Here is a 16,061-nt window from a genome sequence, read left to right on the forward strand (position 1 = left end):
TTATTTAATATTTACTTTTTACGAAACTGCCTTTAATTTCTTTAAAGTCGTTTTTGTTAATTTATCCTCAGCATACACTTTAGTCACATTTAGCTTTTTCTCAGTACTACTAGGTAACTCAAACATAGCATCGGTTAATATTTCTTCACAAAGCGAACGTAATCCTCTTGCCCCTAATTTGTATTCAATTGCTTTATTTACAATAAAATCTAAAGCACCATCTGTTATATTAAAATCAATTTCATCCATTGTAAACAGCTTCTTATACTGTTTAATGATGGCATTTTTTGGTTCTGTTAAAATGGCTTTTAAAGTATCTGCATCTAAAGGATTCATATAGGTAAGCACTGGTAAACGACCAATAATTTCTGGGATTAATCCGAAATCTTTTAAATCTTTCGGAATAATATATTGTAGTAAATGATCTTGATCTACTACTTCGTCAGACATAGAGGCACTATAACCTACTGCCTGCATATTTAATCGTTTTGAGATAACGCGGTCAATACCATCAAAGGCACCGCCAGCAATAAATAAAATATTTTCTGTGTTAACCTCAATAAATTTTTGGTCTGGGTGTTTACGCCCTCCTTTAGGTGGTACATTAACAACTGTACCTTCCAAAAGTTTCAATAAAGCCTGTTGCACACCTTCTCCAGAAACATCACGAGTAATAGATGGGTTATCGCTTTTACGTGCAATTTTATCAATCTCGTCGATAAAAACAATACCCTTTTCTGCTTTTTCTAAATTGTAATCTGCGGCTTGTAGTAAACGCGTTAAAATACTCTCTACATCTTCTCCAACATAACCTGCTTCTGTTAAAACGGTAGCATCAACAATAGCTAATGGCACATTTAACATTTTAGCAATCGTTTTTGCCATTAGGGTTTTTCCTGTACCAGTTTGCCCTACCATAATGATATTACTTTTTTGTATTTCTATATCATCTTTAGTTGCTGGTTGCAATAAGCGCTTATAATGATTATAAACGGCCACAGACATTACTTTCTTAGTCATGCTCTGCCCAATAATATACTCATCTAGAAATGCCTTAATTTGCTGAGGTTTGCGAAGCTTTAGCTCTGCAGATAAATCGCTACTATCACTTTGCTTAGATTCTTCAATCACAATACCATGTGCTTGCTCTATACATCTATCACATATATGAGCATCTAAACCTGCTATTAATAAATTTGTTTCAGGTTTTTTCCTACCACAAAACGAACATTCTAATTCTTCCTTTGCCATTAATCTATATCTATTTTTGGTTGTGCATTATTATAAATCCCTCTATAGCAATTAACTAAATTTACGATTTTTTTATTTAATTACGAGATAAAATTTCGTCAATCATACCATATTCCTTGGCTTTATCGGATTTCATCCAATAATCCCTATCACTGTCTTCATATACTTTGTCGTAATCTTGTCCTGAATGCTTACTAATAATTTTATAAAGTTCTTCTTTTAAAATTAATATCTCTCTAGCAGTAATTTCAATATCACTTGCCTGACCTTGTGCACCTCCTAAGGGTTGGTGTATCATAACTCGAGAATGTGTTAAACCACTACGTTTTCCTTTCTCGCCTGCACATAATAAAACAGCTCCCATAGAGGCTGCCATACCAGTACAAATAGTTGCTACATCTGGTTTTATAAACTGCATCGTATCATAAATCCCTAAACCTGCATAAACACTTCCTCCAGGAGAATTAATATAAATTTGAATATCCTTTGAGGCATCAACACTTTCTAAAAATAATAATTGCGCCTGTATAATATTAGCGACCTGATCGTTAATAGCGGTACCCATAAAAATAATACGGTCCATCATCAAACGAGAAAACACATCAAAAATAGCAATGTTCATTTGACGCTCTTCAATAATGTTTGGTGTTAAGCTACTTGGGTACATACTACTTACAATTTTATTGTAATATGTACTACTAATACCTTGATCTTTTATCGCGAATTTTTCAAATTCTTTTGCGTAATCCATAGTTTTTTTAGTATTTAATTTCATTAATTGCCTGATTTACATTCAAATGGCAAAAAATCTATTTAAAAAAATGCTTTCTTTTGAATAAAAAACGCTTAAATCATCAGATTTAAGCGCTTAAATATAATGAATTATTCTTACCTATTTATCTCCGTAAACTTCTTTAACAAACTTTTCGTAGCTTAATTCTTTAACCTTAATATTTGCTTTTTCTTTATAAACCGCTAATAACTTTTGGCTAATTAATTGTTCTGAAATTCTACGAGCCTCATCTTGATTTGATAATACTCTGGCAGCTATATCGTCTAATTCTTTATCAGATGGATCTAATTGACCAAATTGAGCCATTTGCCCTTTAATCATTTCTCTTGCATGATTTTTAATATCGTCCATAGTTACTTGAACGTCATTATCGGTGATAAGCTTTCCTTCGATTAATTGATAGCGTAAACTTTTTTCTGATTTTTCGTATTCCTCTCTTGCTTGCACCTCATCCATTACTTTTTCACCAGCAGTTTGCATCCACTTGGTTAAAAATTCGGCAGGTAAATCAAACTTAGTATTTTCAACTAAATACTCAGTAACATCATTTAAAAGCTTTTGGTCTGCTTGTTGTACAAATTGTTTTTCGGCATCTTCTTTTATCTTGGCTTTTAATTCTGTAACCGAAGTCACAGTATCTTTTCCAAAAAGTTTATCAAACAACTCTTGATCTAAATCTGCTAATTCTCGCTCATTAATCTCAGTAATTGTAAAATTAACTTCAATATCTAAATCGTGTATATCATCATGACCTAATTTTAAAGCATGCATTAACTCATGCTCATCATCATAAAGTCCTTTAGTTTTTAAGGTAACTACATCACCTGCTTTAGCTCCTAAAAATTGTTTTTCGGTTGCTTTCCCTTTAAATTTATCTAAAGTTAAAGTGACAGTATTATCAATTTCTTTTTCTTCATTACTAAAAGTTCCAGTAATTTCACTGTCTTTTACAATAACTTCTTGAGACACTAATTTCCCGTATTGTTTTTGAATACGTTCAATCTGCTCGTCAATCATTTTATCATCAGCCACAATATTATATTGTGTAATAGCCTTTTTACCTTTTAAGTTTACTTCAAATTCTGGCGCTAAACCTAATTCGAATTCAAAAGAAAACCCTTCAGCATCCCAGTTTATATCATCTTGTGGTCTTGGTAAAGGCTGTCCTAATACATCTAGTTTTTCTTCTGTAAGATATTTATTTAAAGCATCTTGTAATAGCTTATTAACCTCATCTACCAAAACAGATTTTCCGTATTGTTTTTTTACCATCCCCATTGGCACATGTCCTTTTCTAAAACCAGGAATATTTGCTGTTTTACGATAGTCTGTTAAGATCTTTTCAACTTTATCGCTATAATCTTCTTTAGCGATATCTACTTTCACAACAGCATTTAATGCATCAACGTTTTCTCTTGTAATATTCATTTTAAACTATATAAAGCCTTATGTCAGGCATTTAACAATAAAGTTTTCTTTTAAAAACTAAAACTTATGTAACCAAAATTGGGATGCAAAAATATAATATTTTTACATCCCAACAAAGTTTTTAGCAGCTTGATTTAATGTGATGATATTTATTGATTTTCAAAGGTCATATATAATTCACATTAAAATATTAAGTTTTAAAAATCAACGAAGTACACGTTCATTTAAAGTTATTTTTTATCGTCTTTTAAAAGAGAATGAAGTATCGATTGCAAAACAGAAAGTAGGATACTAAATAACACGGCTATCCAAATACTATTTACCGAAAAACCATCAATTAATTTATCGGCTAATAAGATAATTAAAGCGTTAATTATTAACAAAAACAAGCCTAAAGTAACCACGGTTATTGGTAAGGTTAGAACAATCAATACAGGCTTTACAAATAGATTTAAAACAGACAGTACAACTGCTACTATTAAAGCTGTTAAATAACCATCTACATGTACACCATTTAAAAAATATGCTATTACAAATACAGCGACTCCGTTTAATAAAAGTTTGGTTATAAGATTCATTTGTTTATTTTTAATTCGTTCTTACCCATAAGACGCTATATACATAGTAAATGTTTCAATGGTAGCTGATTTTTTTATTATGCGTATTTAGTGTCTGGTTACAAACAGACTATTTAATTAAATATACAAAAAAAATCACTTGACAAACCGTGTAACAGCTTCAAAAAAGTCTTTTGGGTTTTCGGCATGTAACCAGTGCCCTGAATTAGAAATGGTAGTAATTTCTACTTTCGAGAAATGATTAGAAATGATTCTTTCGTCTTCTACGCCAATATATTCTGATCTATCTCCACGCAAAAACAAGGTATCCTTTTTAAACGTCGCATAGCTTGGCAAAGCCTCTCCTATTTCACTAACTTCTTCTTTTAAAACTTCCAAATTTATACGTAACGCTAATTTTCCTTTTTCAATCCAGTACAGGTTTTTTAGTAAAAATTGACGTGTTCCAAAGTCAGACACATAATCACTTAACAACTTATCCGCTTCTCCTCTATTTTTAATTTCATTAAAATCTAAGGCACTTAAACCTTCTAGAATAGCATCATGATGAACGGGATAAAAACGTGGAGAAATATCTGCTACAATTAATTTCGAGACTATTTCGGGGTATTGCGTTGCAAACAACATAGCCGTCTTTCCTCCCATAGAATGCCCCAATAATATGATATTAGTAAGATTATGCGTATCACAATAATGCTTTAAATCTTCAGCAAGAATATCGTAATTAAAATCGTTACTATGAAAACTTCTGCCATGATTGCGTTGATCTACTAAGTGAACCTGAAACCCTTGTTCGCTAAATTGACGCCCCAATGTTTTCCAATTATCACTCATTCCTAAAAAACCATGAAGAATCACAAATGGTTGACCTTCTCCTATTATATTAGAATGTAATATCATAATCCTTCTTTAATACCCTCCAAAGGAGGGAAATTATTGCGTGATCACTCACCCATTTTTAATCTAAAAATTCTCCGACCCTTGGGTCGGGGTTTCCAATTAACCTCTCCTTTGGAGAGGTCAGAACTGCTTTTTTTGCAGTTCTGGGTGAGGCAAAATAAAAAAATTCGATTTTTGCCTCTATAAAGGCAAAATGAAACTGGCGAAATACCCCTATGGCTTGCCTCGGGGATAGTCAGTTTCAAGAATTTTTTATTGTTATTTTAAAATCTATCTGTTTAATCCCATTATGTTTTCGACAAAGTTTCTTTCTCTTTGGGAAAGATTAAGATTGAGCCTTAAGCTTATGAAGATACATTTGTATAACATTCTCTACTCCTAAATATAAACTCTCTGCTATTAAAGCATGCCCGATGGAAACTTCTAATAATCCTGGAATATTTTTTTTAAAAAATTCAATGTTATCTAAAGACAAATCATGTCCTGCATTAATACCTAAACCCAAATTATTAGCCAACTCAGCACTTTCAACATACGGTGTTATCGCATCTTTATTACCTAAACTATATTGATGTGCAAAAGCTTCAGTATATAATTCAATTCTATCTGCACCAGTTGCTTTAGCTCCTTCTATTTGATTTAGAACAGGATCTACAAAAATAGATGTTCTAATTCCGTTTTTCTGAAACTCCTTAATAACATCAACTAAAAAAGCTTTATGCTTTATAGTATCCCAACCAGCATTACTAGTAATAGCATCAACAGCATCTGGCACCAATGTAACCTGCGTTGGTTTTACATTTAAGACTAATTCTACAAAAGAATCGACAGGGTTTCCCTCAATATTATACTCGGTAAAAACTTCTGGTTTTAAATCACGTGCGTCCTGGTAACGTATATGACGCTCATCTGGTCTTGGATGAATTGTGACTCCCTCAGCACCAAATCGCTGTACATCTTTTGCAAACTGAACTACATTTGGTACATCGCCACCTCTTGAGTTTCTTAAAGTTGCTATCTTATTGATATTTACACTTAACTTTGTCATGTATGAATTTTAAAAAAGAACTAATCTAAATTTTTAACATTAGCTAAAAGTTTAGATTAGTTCTGCAAAAATACAAAGTAGAACAGGCTTATATACTATTTTTTTAATTAATTTGCATACTCATAAAGCTGAACAATGAAACTTTCAGAATATATTATAAACGATATAAAACCATTGAATAGTAATAGCAAAATAAGTGATTTGCAATTACTCTTTAATCAGTTAACCTATTCTCATATTCCTATTAAGGATGAGAACGGTGTTTTTTTAGGTACTTTTTTTGAGACAGATGCGCATTGTTTTGAAAATGGTAAGCTTATTAGTGAATACCTCTATTCCATTGAAGATTTTTTTGTAAGAAGCAATACGCTCTGGTTAGATGTATTAGAGGCTTTTGCCCAAAATTCGGCTAATATCATGCCTGTTTTAGATGAAAAAAATAATTATTTAGGCTATTATGAGCTTAATGATATTATTAGCCTCTTTAATGAATCTCCTTTCTTTTTTGAAGCTGGAGGTGTATTAGTCATTGAAAAAGGAATTAATGATTATTCATTTAGTGAGATAAGTCAAATAGTAGAATCTAACAATGGTAAACTTTTAGGTGCTTTTATTTCGAAAATGAAAAATGATGTTGCACAAGTTACTCTTAAAATAGGGAATACCGGACTTAATGAAATTATTCAAACCTTTCGTAGATATAGCTATAATATTATATCTGGTCATGAAGAAGACAGTTATATTGAAAGCCTTAAAGACCGATCGGATTATTTGAATAAATACTTAAACATGTAAATTACGAGCTAAAAATTAGCTTCATAAAAACTATGATTATATGGATGCACCATGTAACCCATAAAAAAACAATAAAAACAAACGCATGAAAGTTGCCATTTTTGGACGATTCTACAACAAAACTACCACAGCATCTGTAGAAACACTTTTTAATTACTTATTAAAAAAAGATATTGATGCCTATATTGAAACACAGTTTTTTAATATCATTCATAATGAATCTCCTAACATAAAAGACTTTGCTTCATTTAAAACATTTGATACCTTAGATAAATCTTTTGATTTTCTTGTAAGTGTTGGAGGCGATGGTACTATTCTAAGAGCTATTACCTTTGTAAAAGATATTGACATCCCCATAGTTGGTGTCAATACAGGGCGTTTAGGTTTTTTAGCAACGATACAAGTAGATGCCATTGAGCATGCTATTCAAAATATAATTGACGGAAATTATAGAATATCAGAACGTAGTTTACTCTCTATAGAAACCACTCCAGAAAATAAAAATATTACATCGTTAAACTTTGCTTTAAACGAAATAGCAGTAAGCAGAAAAAACACAACATCTATGATTACTGTCGAAACGCATTTAGATGGTGAATATCTTACATCCTATTGGAGTGATGGCTTAATAGTCTCAACCCCAACGGGATCAACAGGTTACTCATTAAGCTGTGGTGGCCCCGTAATTACTCCAAGTACAAATAGTTTTGTTATAACCCCTATAGCGCCACATAATCTAAGTGCACGCCCTTTAATAATTCCAGATTCGACAGAAATACAACTAAAAGTTAATGGACGAGAAGAAAACCATTTAGTATCTTTAGACTCCAGAATTGCAACATTAGATAATGGAACCATAATCAAAATAAAAAAAGCAGACTTCAAGATTAAAATGATTGATCTTTTAGATGAAAGTTTTTTGGGTACACTCCGAAAAAAGCTTCTTTGGGGAGAAGACAAGCGCAATTAAACAATAATTCATAAGAAATACTGTTTTACACTAATACAATTTAACTCAAATTATTTTAGACCAATTAAACTCTAAAATAATACATAAAATAATTTGAATTAATTTTTGCTTAGGTAATAAATAAAATATATGCATAAAACGGATTACGTTTATATTTTTTGAAGCTATATAAGTGAAAAAGAAACGAATTATATGTGGTCTTTTAGAGTTTAATTGGTATTGAGCTAATCTTATTTATTATATTTGCAAACTTTTGAATATTTATGAGGCATTTAATCATATTGATATTAAGTATTTTAAGCATCCATTTAAGCTATTCTCAAATTAACGAATTAGGTGTTTTTTTGGGAGGCAGTAATTTTATTGGAGATGTAGGCGCTACCGATTATATTTCACCAAACCAAATAGCGTTTGGTGGTATTTATAAATGGAACAGAAGTAAAAGACACTCTTATAGAGCTTCGATAATTTTTAGCGAATTAAAAGGCATTGATACAAAGTCTCATGACCAGAAGCGTATTCAAAGAGGCTATGATTTTTCAAATAAAATTTTAGAGGTTTCGTTAGGATTTGAGTTTACATTTCTAGATTTCGATTTACATTCTGGACAAAAAATAGGAACTCCATACCTATATACAGGCATAAGTACTGCCAGACATAACAATTATTATTTTTTAAATGATGTACAGACGTCAGAAAACACTAAAAGCTGGGCTTATGGTATTCCTATGGCATTAGGGTATAAAGCTTCCTTTATAGACAATATTATTTTGGGCATAGAAATTGGTGCCCGTTATACATTTTCAGATAATCTAGATGGAAGTGCTCCAAAAAATGCATCTAGACAACAATACAACTTTGGTAATTTAAATAATAACGATTGGTATATGTTTTCAGGTATTACTTTAACATATACATTTGGCGAAAATCCCTGTTACTGCCCGGGCTATTAAAAGATGGACTTAAAAGAAAGTATACAAAACAAAGAATTACCAAAACATATAGCCATCATAATGGATGGGAATGGCCGTTGGGCAAAACAACAAGGTATGTTACGTGCCTTTGGTCATGAAAACGGAACAAAATCTGTAAGACAAGCTGTTGAAGCTTGTGCTGAACTTGGCATTGAAAACCTAACGCTTTATGCCTTTTCTACTGAAAATTGGAACAGACCAAAATTAGAAGTACAAACTTTAATGAAACTTCTGGTATCTTCATTAAAAAAGGAAATAAAAACACTTCAAGACAATAACATAAAGCTTACGGCTATAGGAAATCTAAATACACTTCCTAAAAAAGTTCATAAAGAACTTCATGATGTTATAGATAACACAAAGCATAATGAAAGAATGACTCTAACTCTTGCATTAAGCTATGGTTCCAGAGAAGAAATCTTAAACACTGTTAAAGAAATTAGTATTAAAGTTAAAAATAATATAATTTCGCCTGGAAATATTGATGAATCAATTATAAATGAGCATCTTTACACGCGAAATTTACCCGATGTAGATTTGCTCATTAGAACAAGTGGAGAGCAGCGCATCAGCAATTTTTTACTTTGGCAAATAGCATATGCAGAATTATATTTTACAGATGTATTGTGGCCAGATTTCACAAAGCAACATTTGTATGAAGCTATTATTGAATATCAAAAAAGAGAACGACGATTTGGGAAAACAAGTGAACAACTTAGCTAATATTTCATTTTTAGCAAAACACATAAAGCATTTCATAGCTGCATTACTTTTTGCAAGTAGCTTTAACATTCAAGGACAAGAATTACTATATAACGATGGTGAAAAATATACTTTGGGAGACATTTCTGTTTCTGGAAACACCTCGTTTAGTGAACAAACAATAGTTGCTTATTCTGGTTTAAGAAAAGGAAAAGAAATTAAGATTCCTGGAGAAGATATTAGTGCAGCTATTAAAAAACTTTGGAACTCTAAATTATTTAGTGATATAGAAATATATATAACTAAAATAGAAGATAATATTGCTCATTTAGAAATAAGACTATCCGATTTACCACAACTTAACGAGTTAAAAATAAATGGTGTAAAAAAATCTAAAAAAGAAAAAATAATTGAAGAGAACAAACTAAAAAAGGGGACTAAAGTAACAGAAAATCTAAGGACTACGACTAAAAACTTTTTAGAAAACAAATACAAAAAAGAAGGGTTTTTAAATTCTAAAATACATATTAATACCATAGATGTAAAAGATTCTATCGAAACGGCTCGTGTTAATATGGTGATTAACATTGATAAAGGCGAAAAAGTTAAAATTAAAGACATTGTTTTTAATGGCAATACTGTTTTAAGTGATAAAAAGCTTAGAAAAAGTATGAAAAGCACTAAAAAAATAAACCGTTTTAGAATCTTAAAACGCTCTAAATTTATTGATTCTGCCTATCAAGCAGATTTATCTAGCGTGATAGAAAAATACAAAGAGAATGGCTATAGAGATGCTCGTATTTTATCTGACAGCTTAATAGTTAACGATAATAAAACCATATCGCTTAAAATAGATGTAAATGAAGGTGAATTATACACTTTTGGAGATATAACCTTTATTGGTAATACCATTTATACAAATGAGCAATTAGGCAGGTTATTACGTATTAGAAAAGGTGATACCTATAATGGGGTGTTATTACAAAAACGAATTGCAGACAACTCTAAACCAGACGCACAAGATATTACAAACCAATATCAAAACAATGGTTATTTATTTTCTACTATAAACCCAGTTGAGGTAAGTGCAGATAATAATGTTATTGATATGGAAATAAGGATATCGGAAGGTAAACCAGCTTACTTTAATAATGTAAGCATCTCTGGTAACGATAAAACCAACGATCATGTTATATACAGAGAAATACGTACACGCCCAGGCCAATTATATAGTAAAGCCAATGTAGTGCGTACTATTAGAGAATTGGGTCAATTAGGGTTTTTCGATGCCCAAGAACTTGTGCCAGATATTAAAAACCCAAATCCAACTGAAGGTACTGTAGATATAGACTACGTTGTTAAAGAAACAGGATCTAGTCAAATCGAATTACAAGGTGGTTATGGCGGTGGTGGCTTTATAGGTACACTTGGATTATCTTTTAACAATTTCTCCATAAAAGACATCTTTAAAAAAGACGCCTATAAACCTATTCCTATGGGAGATGGTCAAAAATTAGCGTTACGTTTACAAGCAAGTCGTTTTTATCAAACCTATAGTTTTTCATTTTCTGAACCATGGCTAGGGGGAAAAAGACCTGTTCAATTTTCAGCATCATTATCACAAACTAAACAATTTCTATATAATTCACAAACTGGAAACGCAGATAAAAATAGAAGCTTTAATATCACTGGAATTACTTTTGGTTTAGCAAAACGCTTAACTGTTCCAGATGATTTCTTCACCTTATCTCAAGCTGTTAGTTTTCAACGTTATGATTTAAATAATTATAACACGGGTCTATTTACTTTTGGTGATGGTTATTCAAACAATTTATCATATACTGTTGGTCTTAGTAGAAACAATACCAGTATAGATCCTGTTTTTCCAACTGCAGGTTCAAGTTTTAGTGCAACCGCTAAGTTATCGCTTCCTTATTCTTTATTTAATGGGGTAGATTACGATGCGCTTGAAAAAGAACGTGACTCTAACAATGCGATAATATCAGATAATGATAGTTCTACTTTAGAGATAGAAGATGCCTCAGATAGAATTTCAGAAATAGATCAAGAGCGTTATAAATGGTTAGAATTTTATAAAGTAACCTTTAAAGGTGATTGGTATACTCAAATCGTAAAAGACTTGGTATTAAAACCAAGTGTGGAATTTGGCTTTTTAGGAGCTTACAATAACGCTAGAGGCGTTATTCCTTTCGAACGTTTCTTTCTTGGTGGTGATGGATTAGGAAACTACAGTTTAGACGGCAGAGAGGCTGTTCAATTACGTGGTTATCCAAACCAATCGTTATCAGATGCAGATGGTGGAACCATTTATAATAAATTTTCTTTAGAGCTTCGTTATCCTATAACATTAGCAGCTTCAGCAAAAATCTATGCATTAGGGTTCTTAGAAGGTGGGGCATCTTACAATAGTTTTACAGATTACAATCCTTTTAATGTGAATCGATCTGCTGGTCTAGGTATCCGTATTTTCATGCCTGCATTTGGATTATTAGGAATTGATTTTGGTCATCGTTTCGATGATATTCCAGGAAGTCCAGGATCCAGCAATAATTGGGAAACTCACTTCATTATTGGACAGCAGTTTTAAGTTGAATATTTATTTTGGCACGATATTTTCTAATAACATTATAATGATTTGCATAAGAATTAAAATTTTTAAGATTAAAATTCGTTAATTTTGGAGATATGATTCAAAAAAGACAGAAACAAAAAAAATCATTTGTCATTTTTAGAATTTATAAGTCAATAAATTATAATACATACAGATGAAAAATAAAGTTCTTTTTTTACTGACATTAGCTTTTATGATAGGTTTATCAATGCACGCACAACGTGGCGTAAGAATTGCCTACATAGACACTGAGTATATTTTAGAAAATGTTCCAGAATACCAAGAAGCAATTGCACAATTAAATGCAAAAGCAGACAAATGGAAAAACGAAATTAGTACTAAATTAGGAACTATTGATCAAAAGCGAAAAGCACTAAGTAACGAAAAAGCACTTTTAACAAAAGAGCTTATTGATGAAAGAGAAGAAGATATCACTTTTGAAGAAAATGAAATATTAGATTATCAACAAAAACGTTTTGGTCCTAATGGCGATTTGTTCATTCAAAGAAAACAATTAATGCAGCCTATCCAAGATCAAATTTTTGCAGCAATTCAGGAGCTGGCTTCAAGCAGAAAATATGATTTTATTTTTGATAAATCATTTGATTCTGGGATCTTGTTTTCTGCAAAACAATTCGATTTAAGCGACCAAATATTAAGAAGTATAACAAGAACTTCTAAACGTAAACAAGCAAAAACTAAAGCAGAACGCAGAGCCGCTAAAAAAGAAGAATTAGTTCCAGAAATTAATTATGAATTAGAAGCCCGTCAAAAAGCATTAGATGAGAAAAAAGCAGAACGAGAAAGTGCTTTTGAAAAACGTAGACAAGAAATTTTAGATGCTCGCGAAGCAAAGAAAAAAGAAGCTGAAGCTAGACGTCAAAAAATTATTGAGGATCGCGAAAAAGCAAAACAGGCAAAAATAGACGCTAGAAATAAAACAACACAAGCGGCTACCAAGGAAGAAAACACAGAAAAAACTGATACAGCAAAAACTGAAGGAGAAACAAAAACTAAAGCGCAACTTGTTGAAGAAAATAGACAAAAAAAATTAAAGGAAAGAGAAGCTAGAAAAAAACAAATTTTACAAGACCGTCAAAAAGCAAAAGACAGTTTAAATAATTAATAATTTATAACACACTAATACTATTAAAAATGAAACAATTCAAAACTCTTTTATTAGCAACTGCATTAAGCATTGGAACTATAAGTTTTACACAAGCCCAAAGCAAAGTTGCTCATATAAATACTCAAGAATTAATAGCAGCTATGCCTGCAGCTAAAGCGGCACAATCTGAGCTTGAAGCTTTAGGTAAAACATATCAAACCGATATGCAAGCTATGGCTACAGAGTACCAAAATACGGTTAAGCAATACGAAGCTGAAGCTAGTACAAAAACAGATGAAGAAAACCAAAAAAGAGGCTTAGAGTTACAAGAAAGTCAACAACGTATTCAACAATTTCAAGCTGATGCTCGACAAAATTTAGCAAAAAAAGAAGCAGAATTGTTTAAACCTATTCAGGAAGAAGCATTCGCAGCAATAAATAAAGTTTCAAAAGCATTAGGTTACGAATATGTTTTAGAAAGAACAACATTAATTGTAGCTGATGGTAAAGATATTTTAGCCGATGTTAAAAAAGAATTAGGTTTATAGAAAATACACTATAAATAATTTACTTAAAAGCTGTCTCTACAAGGCAGCTTTTTTATTAGTGATACTTTCGTTAAAGACCTTTTAAATATATTTAACGAACTCGTGATAAGATCTAATAAATTATTCCAATTGAATTATTTACTTTTATGCGAATTATAGTTATATGAGCAAACAGCCTATTGGTATTTTCGATTCTGGTGTTGGTGGCACTTCTATATGGAAAGAGATCCACACACTTTTACCAAATGAGAACACTATTTATTTAGCAGATAGTACTAATGCGCCTTATGGACAAAAAGGAAAAGAGGTCATTATTGATCTAAGTATAAAAAATACGGAGTACCTAATTAATAAAGGTTGTAAACTTATTGTTGTAGCCTGCAATACAGCTACCACGAATGCTATAGATATTCTTCGGGATACGTACAACCTGCCATTTATTGGTATAGAACCAGCCATAAAACCTGCAGCCTTACAAACCCAAAATAATGCTATTGGTATTTTAGCAACAAAAGGAACTTTAAGTAGTGCGTTATTCTCTAAAACATCTGGCATATTTGCCAGTAATATACATGTTATTGAGCAAGTTGGAGAAGGTATCGTAGAACTTATAGAAAATGGCAAATTATGGTCTAACGAAATGAAAACCCTTTTAAAAGATTATCTAAAACCGATGATCGATGCCAATATAGATTATTTAGTTCTAGGCTGTACGCATTACCCCTATTTAATGCCCTTATTGGTTGAATTACTACCTAGCCATGTTAAAATTATTGATTCTGGTGAGGCAGTCGCAAGGCAAACAAAGGCGATCTTAAAGAAAAATAACTTATTAAATACAGAAACTACAAATAGCAAAAACTACTTTTACACGAATGCAGATCCTAGTATTATGCAATCTCTTTTAAATTCTAAATTTTTAGTAGAGTATTTGGACTTTTAATTAAAACTGTAATGTGTTATTACTCTGTAAACCAACTCGAATATTCAACATAGTTATTAGCAATTCTATCTATTTCACCAGAAATAAGTTCTTCACTAATATCTTTTACTTTTTTCGCAGGAACTCCCGCATAAATGCTCCCTGTTTCCACTCGAGTATTTTTAGTAACTACGGCTCCAGCGGCTATAATACTATTACTTTCTACTACACACCCATCCATTATAATACTCCCCATGCCTACTAAAACATTATCATGAATCGTGCAACCATGTACAAGGGCATTATGACCAATAGACACATTATTACCAATAGTGGTTGCGGTAGCTTTATATGTACCATGTATTACAGCACCATCCTGCACATTTACTTTATGACCCATTGTAATGTAATTTACATCACCTCTAACAACGGCACTAAACCAAATGCTACATTGATTCCCCATTGTAACTTCCCCTACTATGGTAGCATTCTCTGCAATAAAACAATCGTTTGGTATTTGGGGTGATTTTCCTTTTACTGGTAATATTACTGGCATAACTATATCTATTTTTCATTTCCGCAAAAGCGGAAATCTTTCGTTTAAAATTCTAAATTGAACATTGAGATTCCTGCCTGCATAGGAATACTATTTAAAATATGACAATAAATCTGATTTTCTTGAGGCGGATACCATAACTTCTTTTCCGTTACTAAGTACCACACTTCCTCCTTTTCCTTTTACATATTTTACAACTTCGTTTACATTGACTAAATACGATTTATGTACACGTGCAAAACTACTATTGTTTAAAGCATCTTCAAAATACTTAAGTGTTTTACTTACCAATTTCTTTTTATTTGTGTTAAGATAGATTTCTGTATAATTATCATCTGCTTTGCAGTATAAAATATCAGACGTATTTATAACTTCAAAACCATCTAATTGCGGAATAGTTATTTTTCCATTCACACTATTTGTTTTTGGAATAAGTACCTGGTCTTGAAGCGCTTCTTCTTTTGTTTTAATTTCAGTAACATAATCAACCGCTTTTATAAGTTCATCGATAGAAATCGGTTTCATTAAATAATAAGACGCGTGGGCATTTAAAGCATCTATAGCATAATGATTATAAGCAGTTACAAAGACGGTTTCGAAATTAATATCGCCTACCTTATCTAATAAATCAAAAGCGTTACCATAGGGCATTTCTACATCTAAAAACACGAGATCTAAATCATTATTCCGAATAAGCACTAAAGCTTCTTCTACATTCTCAGCTTCTCCTAAAACTGTTACATTTGGACAATATTTTTTGAGATAATTCTTTAAAATATCTCTGCTTGTTTCTTCGTCTTCGACTATGATGGAATTTAGTTTCATATACTTTATAGTTGGAATCAAGAAGATGGAA

At 31.6% G+C, this 16,061-nt stretch carries 16 protein-coding genes; 8 read left to right on the forward strand and 8 right to left on the reverse strand.

Going from position 1 to position 16,061, the window contains the following annotated elements:
- Positions 1 to 18: 18 nt before the first annotated feature.
- The 6 genes from clpX to Q4Q40_RS10410 form a co-directional block, all read right to left on the reverse strand.
- Entirely contained in the window at positions 19 to 1,251 is a 1,233-nt protein-coding gene (clpX, locus tag Q4Q40_RS10385; RefSeq protein ID WP_303301727.1) for an ATP-dependent Clp protease ATP-binding subunit ClpX, read from the reverse strand.
- A gap of 76 nt (positions 1,252 to 1,327) precedes the next feature.
- Positions 1,328 to 2,002: an ATP-dependent Clp endopeptidase proteolytic subunit ClpP gene (gene clpP / locus Q4Q40_RS10390; RefSeq protein ID WP_303301970.1), complete on the reverse strand. Its 675-nt coding sequence runs from the start codon at positions 2,000 to 2,002 to the stop codon at positions 1,328 to 1,330.
- 141 nt (positions 2,003 to 2,143) lie between these two features.
- Positions 2,144 to 3,472 (reverse strand): trigger factor, encoded by a 1,329-nt coding sequence (gene tig, locus Q4Q40_RS10395; protein ID WP_303301728.1) that lies wholly within the window; start codon positions 3,470 to 3,472, stop codon positions 2,144 to 2,146.
- A gap of 230 nt (positions 3,473 to 3,702) precedes the next feature.
- Positions 3,703 to 4,050: a phage holin family protein gene (locus Q4Q40_RS10400; RefSeq protein ID WP_303301729.1), complete on the reverse strand. Its 348-nt coding sequence runs from the start codon at positions 4,048 to 4,050 to the stop codon at positions 3,703 to 3,705.
- Positions 4,051 to 4,185: 135 nt separating this feature from the next.
- Complete coding sequence (locus Q4Q40_RS10405) at positions 4,186 to 4,950, reverse strand: alpha/beta fold hydrolase (RefSeq protein ID WP_303301730.1); 765 nt, start codon at positions 4,948 to 4,950, stop codon at positions 4,186 to 4,188.
- Positions 4,951 to 5,275: 325 nt separating this feature from the next.
- Positions 5,276 to 5,998, reverse strand: a complete 723-nt coding sequence (locus Q4Q40_RS10410; RefSeq protein ID WP_303301731.1) for a pyridoxine 5'-phosphate synthase — start codon at positions 5,996 to 5,998, stop codon at positions 5,276 to 5,278.
- A 135-nt stretch (positions 5,999 to 6,133) separates the two neighbouring features.
- Between Q4Q40_RS10410 and Q4Q40_RS10415 the strand changes: the two genes are divergently transcribed.
- The 8 genes from Q4Q40_RS10415 to murI all read left to right on the forward strand — a co-directional run bounded on the left by Q4Q40_RS10415 (position 6,134) and on the right by murI (position 14,670).
- A complete protein-coding gene (locus Q4Q40_RS10415) occupies positions 6,134 to 6,793 on the forward strand; it encodes a CBS domain-containing protein (RefSeq protein ID WP_303301732.1) in 660 nt (219 codons plus the stop codon).
- Between the two features lie 85 nt (positions 6,794 to 6,878).
- The gene (locus Q4Q40_RS10420; protein ID WP_303301733.1) at positions 6,879 to 7,763 is read left to right on the forward strand and encodes an NAD kinase; all 885 of its coding nucleotides are present in this window, start codon (positions 6,879 to 6,881) and stop codon (positions 7,761 to 7,763) included.
- A 263-nt stretch (positions 7,764 to 8,026) separates the two neighbouring features.
- Positions 8,027 to 8,716 carry a type IX secretion system protein PorG gene (gene porG / locus Q4Q40_RS10425; protein ID WP_303301734.1) on the forward strand — a complete coding sequence of 230 codons (690 nt, stop codon included), beginning with the start codon at positions 8,027 to 8,029 and terminating at the stop codon, positions 8,714 to 8,716.
- Positions 8,717 to 8,719: 3 nt separating this feature from the next.
- A complete protein-coding gene (uppS, locus tag Q4Q40_RS10430) occupies positions 8,720 to 9,460 on the forward strand; it encodes an undecaprenyl pyrophosphate synthase (protein ID WP_303301735.1) in 741 nt (246 codons plus the stop codon).
- Positions 9,393 to 12,047 carry a BamA/OMP85 family outer membrane protein gene (locus Q4Q40_RS10435; RefSeq protein WP_303301736.1) on the forward strand — a complete coding sequence of 885 codons (2,655 nt, stop codon included), beginning with the start codon at positions 9,393 to 9,395 and terminating at the stop codon, positions 12,045 to 12,047. Before uppS ends, Q4Q40_RS10435 begins: the two co-directional genes overlap by 68 nt.
- Positions 12,048 to 12,225: 178 nt before the next feature.
- Positions 12,226 to 13,197, forward strand: a complete 972-nt coding sequence (locus Q4Q40_RS10440; protein WP_303301737.1) for an OmpH/Skp family outer membrane protein — start codon at positions 12,226 to 12,228, stop codon at positions 13,195 to 13,197.
- Between the two features lie 29 nt (positions 13,198 to 13,226).
- Positions 13,227 to 13,727 carry an OmpH/Skp family outer membrane protein gene (locus tag Q4Q40_RS10445; RefSeq protein WP_303301738.1) on the forward strand — a complete coding sequence of 167 codons (501 nt, stop codon included), beginning with the start codon at positions 13,227 to 13,229 and terminating at the stop codon, positions 13,725 to 13,727.
- Between the two features lie 163 nt (positions 13,728 to 13,890).
- Positions 13,891 to 14,670: a glutamate racemase gene (gene murI, locus Q4Q40_RS10450; RefSeq protein ID WP_303301739.1), complete on the forward strand. Its 780-nt coding sequence runs from the start codon at positions 13,891 to 13,893 to the stop codon at positions 14,668 to 14,670.
- Between the two features lie 19 nt (positions 14,671 to 14,689).
- Here murI and Q4Q40_RS10455 read toward each other — a convergent pair whose 3' ends face one another.
- Together Q4Q40_RS10455 and Q4Q40_RS10460 are read right to left on the reverse strand one after the other, a co-directional pair.
- Complete coding sequence (locus Q4Q40_RS10455) at positions 14,690 to 15,205, reverse strand: gamma carbonic anhydrase family protein (RefSeq protein ID WP_303301740.1); 516 nt, start codon at positions 15,203 to 15,205, stop codon at positions 14,690 to 14,692.
- 90 nt (positions 15,206 to 15,295) lie between these two features.
- Entirely contained in the window at positions 15,296 to 16,030 is a 735-nt protein-coding gene (locus Q4Q40_RS10460; RefSeq protein ID WP_303301741.1) for a LytR/AlgR family response regulator transcription factor, read from the reverse strand.
- Positions 16,031 to 16,061 lie beyond the last annotated feature (31 nt).

Source organism: Flavivirga jejuensis (genome assembly GCF_030540765.1).
GTDB lineage: Bacteria > Bacteroidota > Bacteroidia > Flavobacteriales > Flavobacteriaceae > Flavivirga > Flavivirga jejuensis.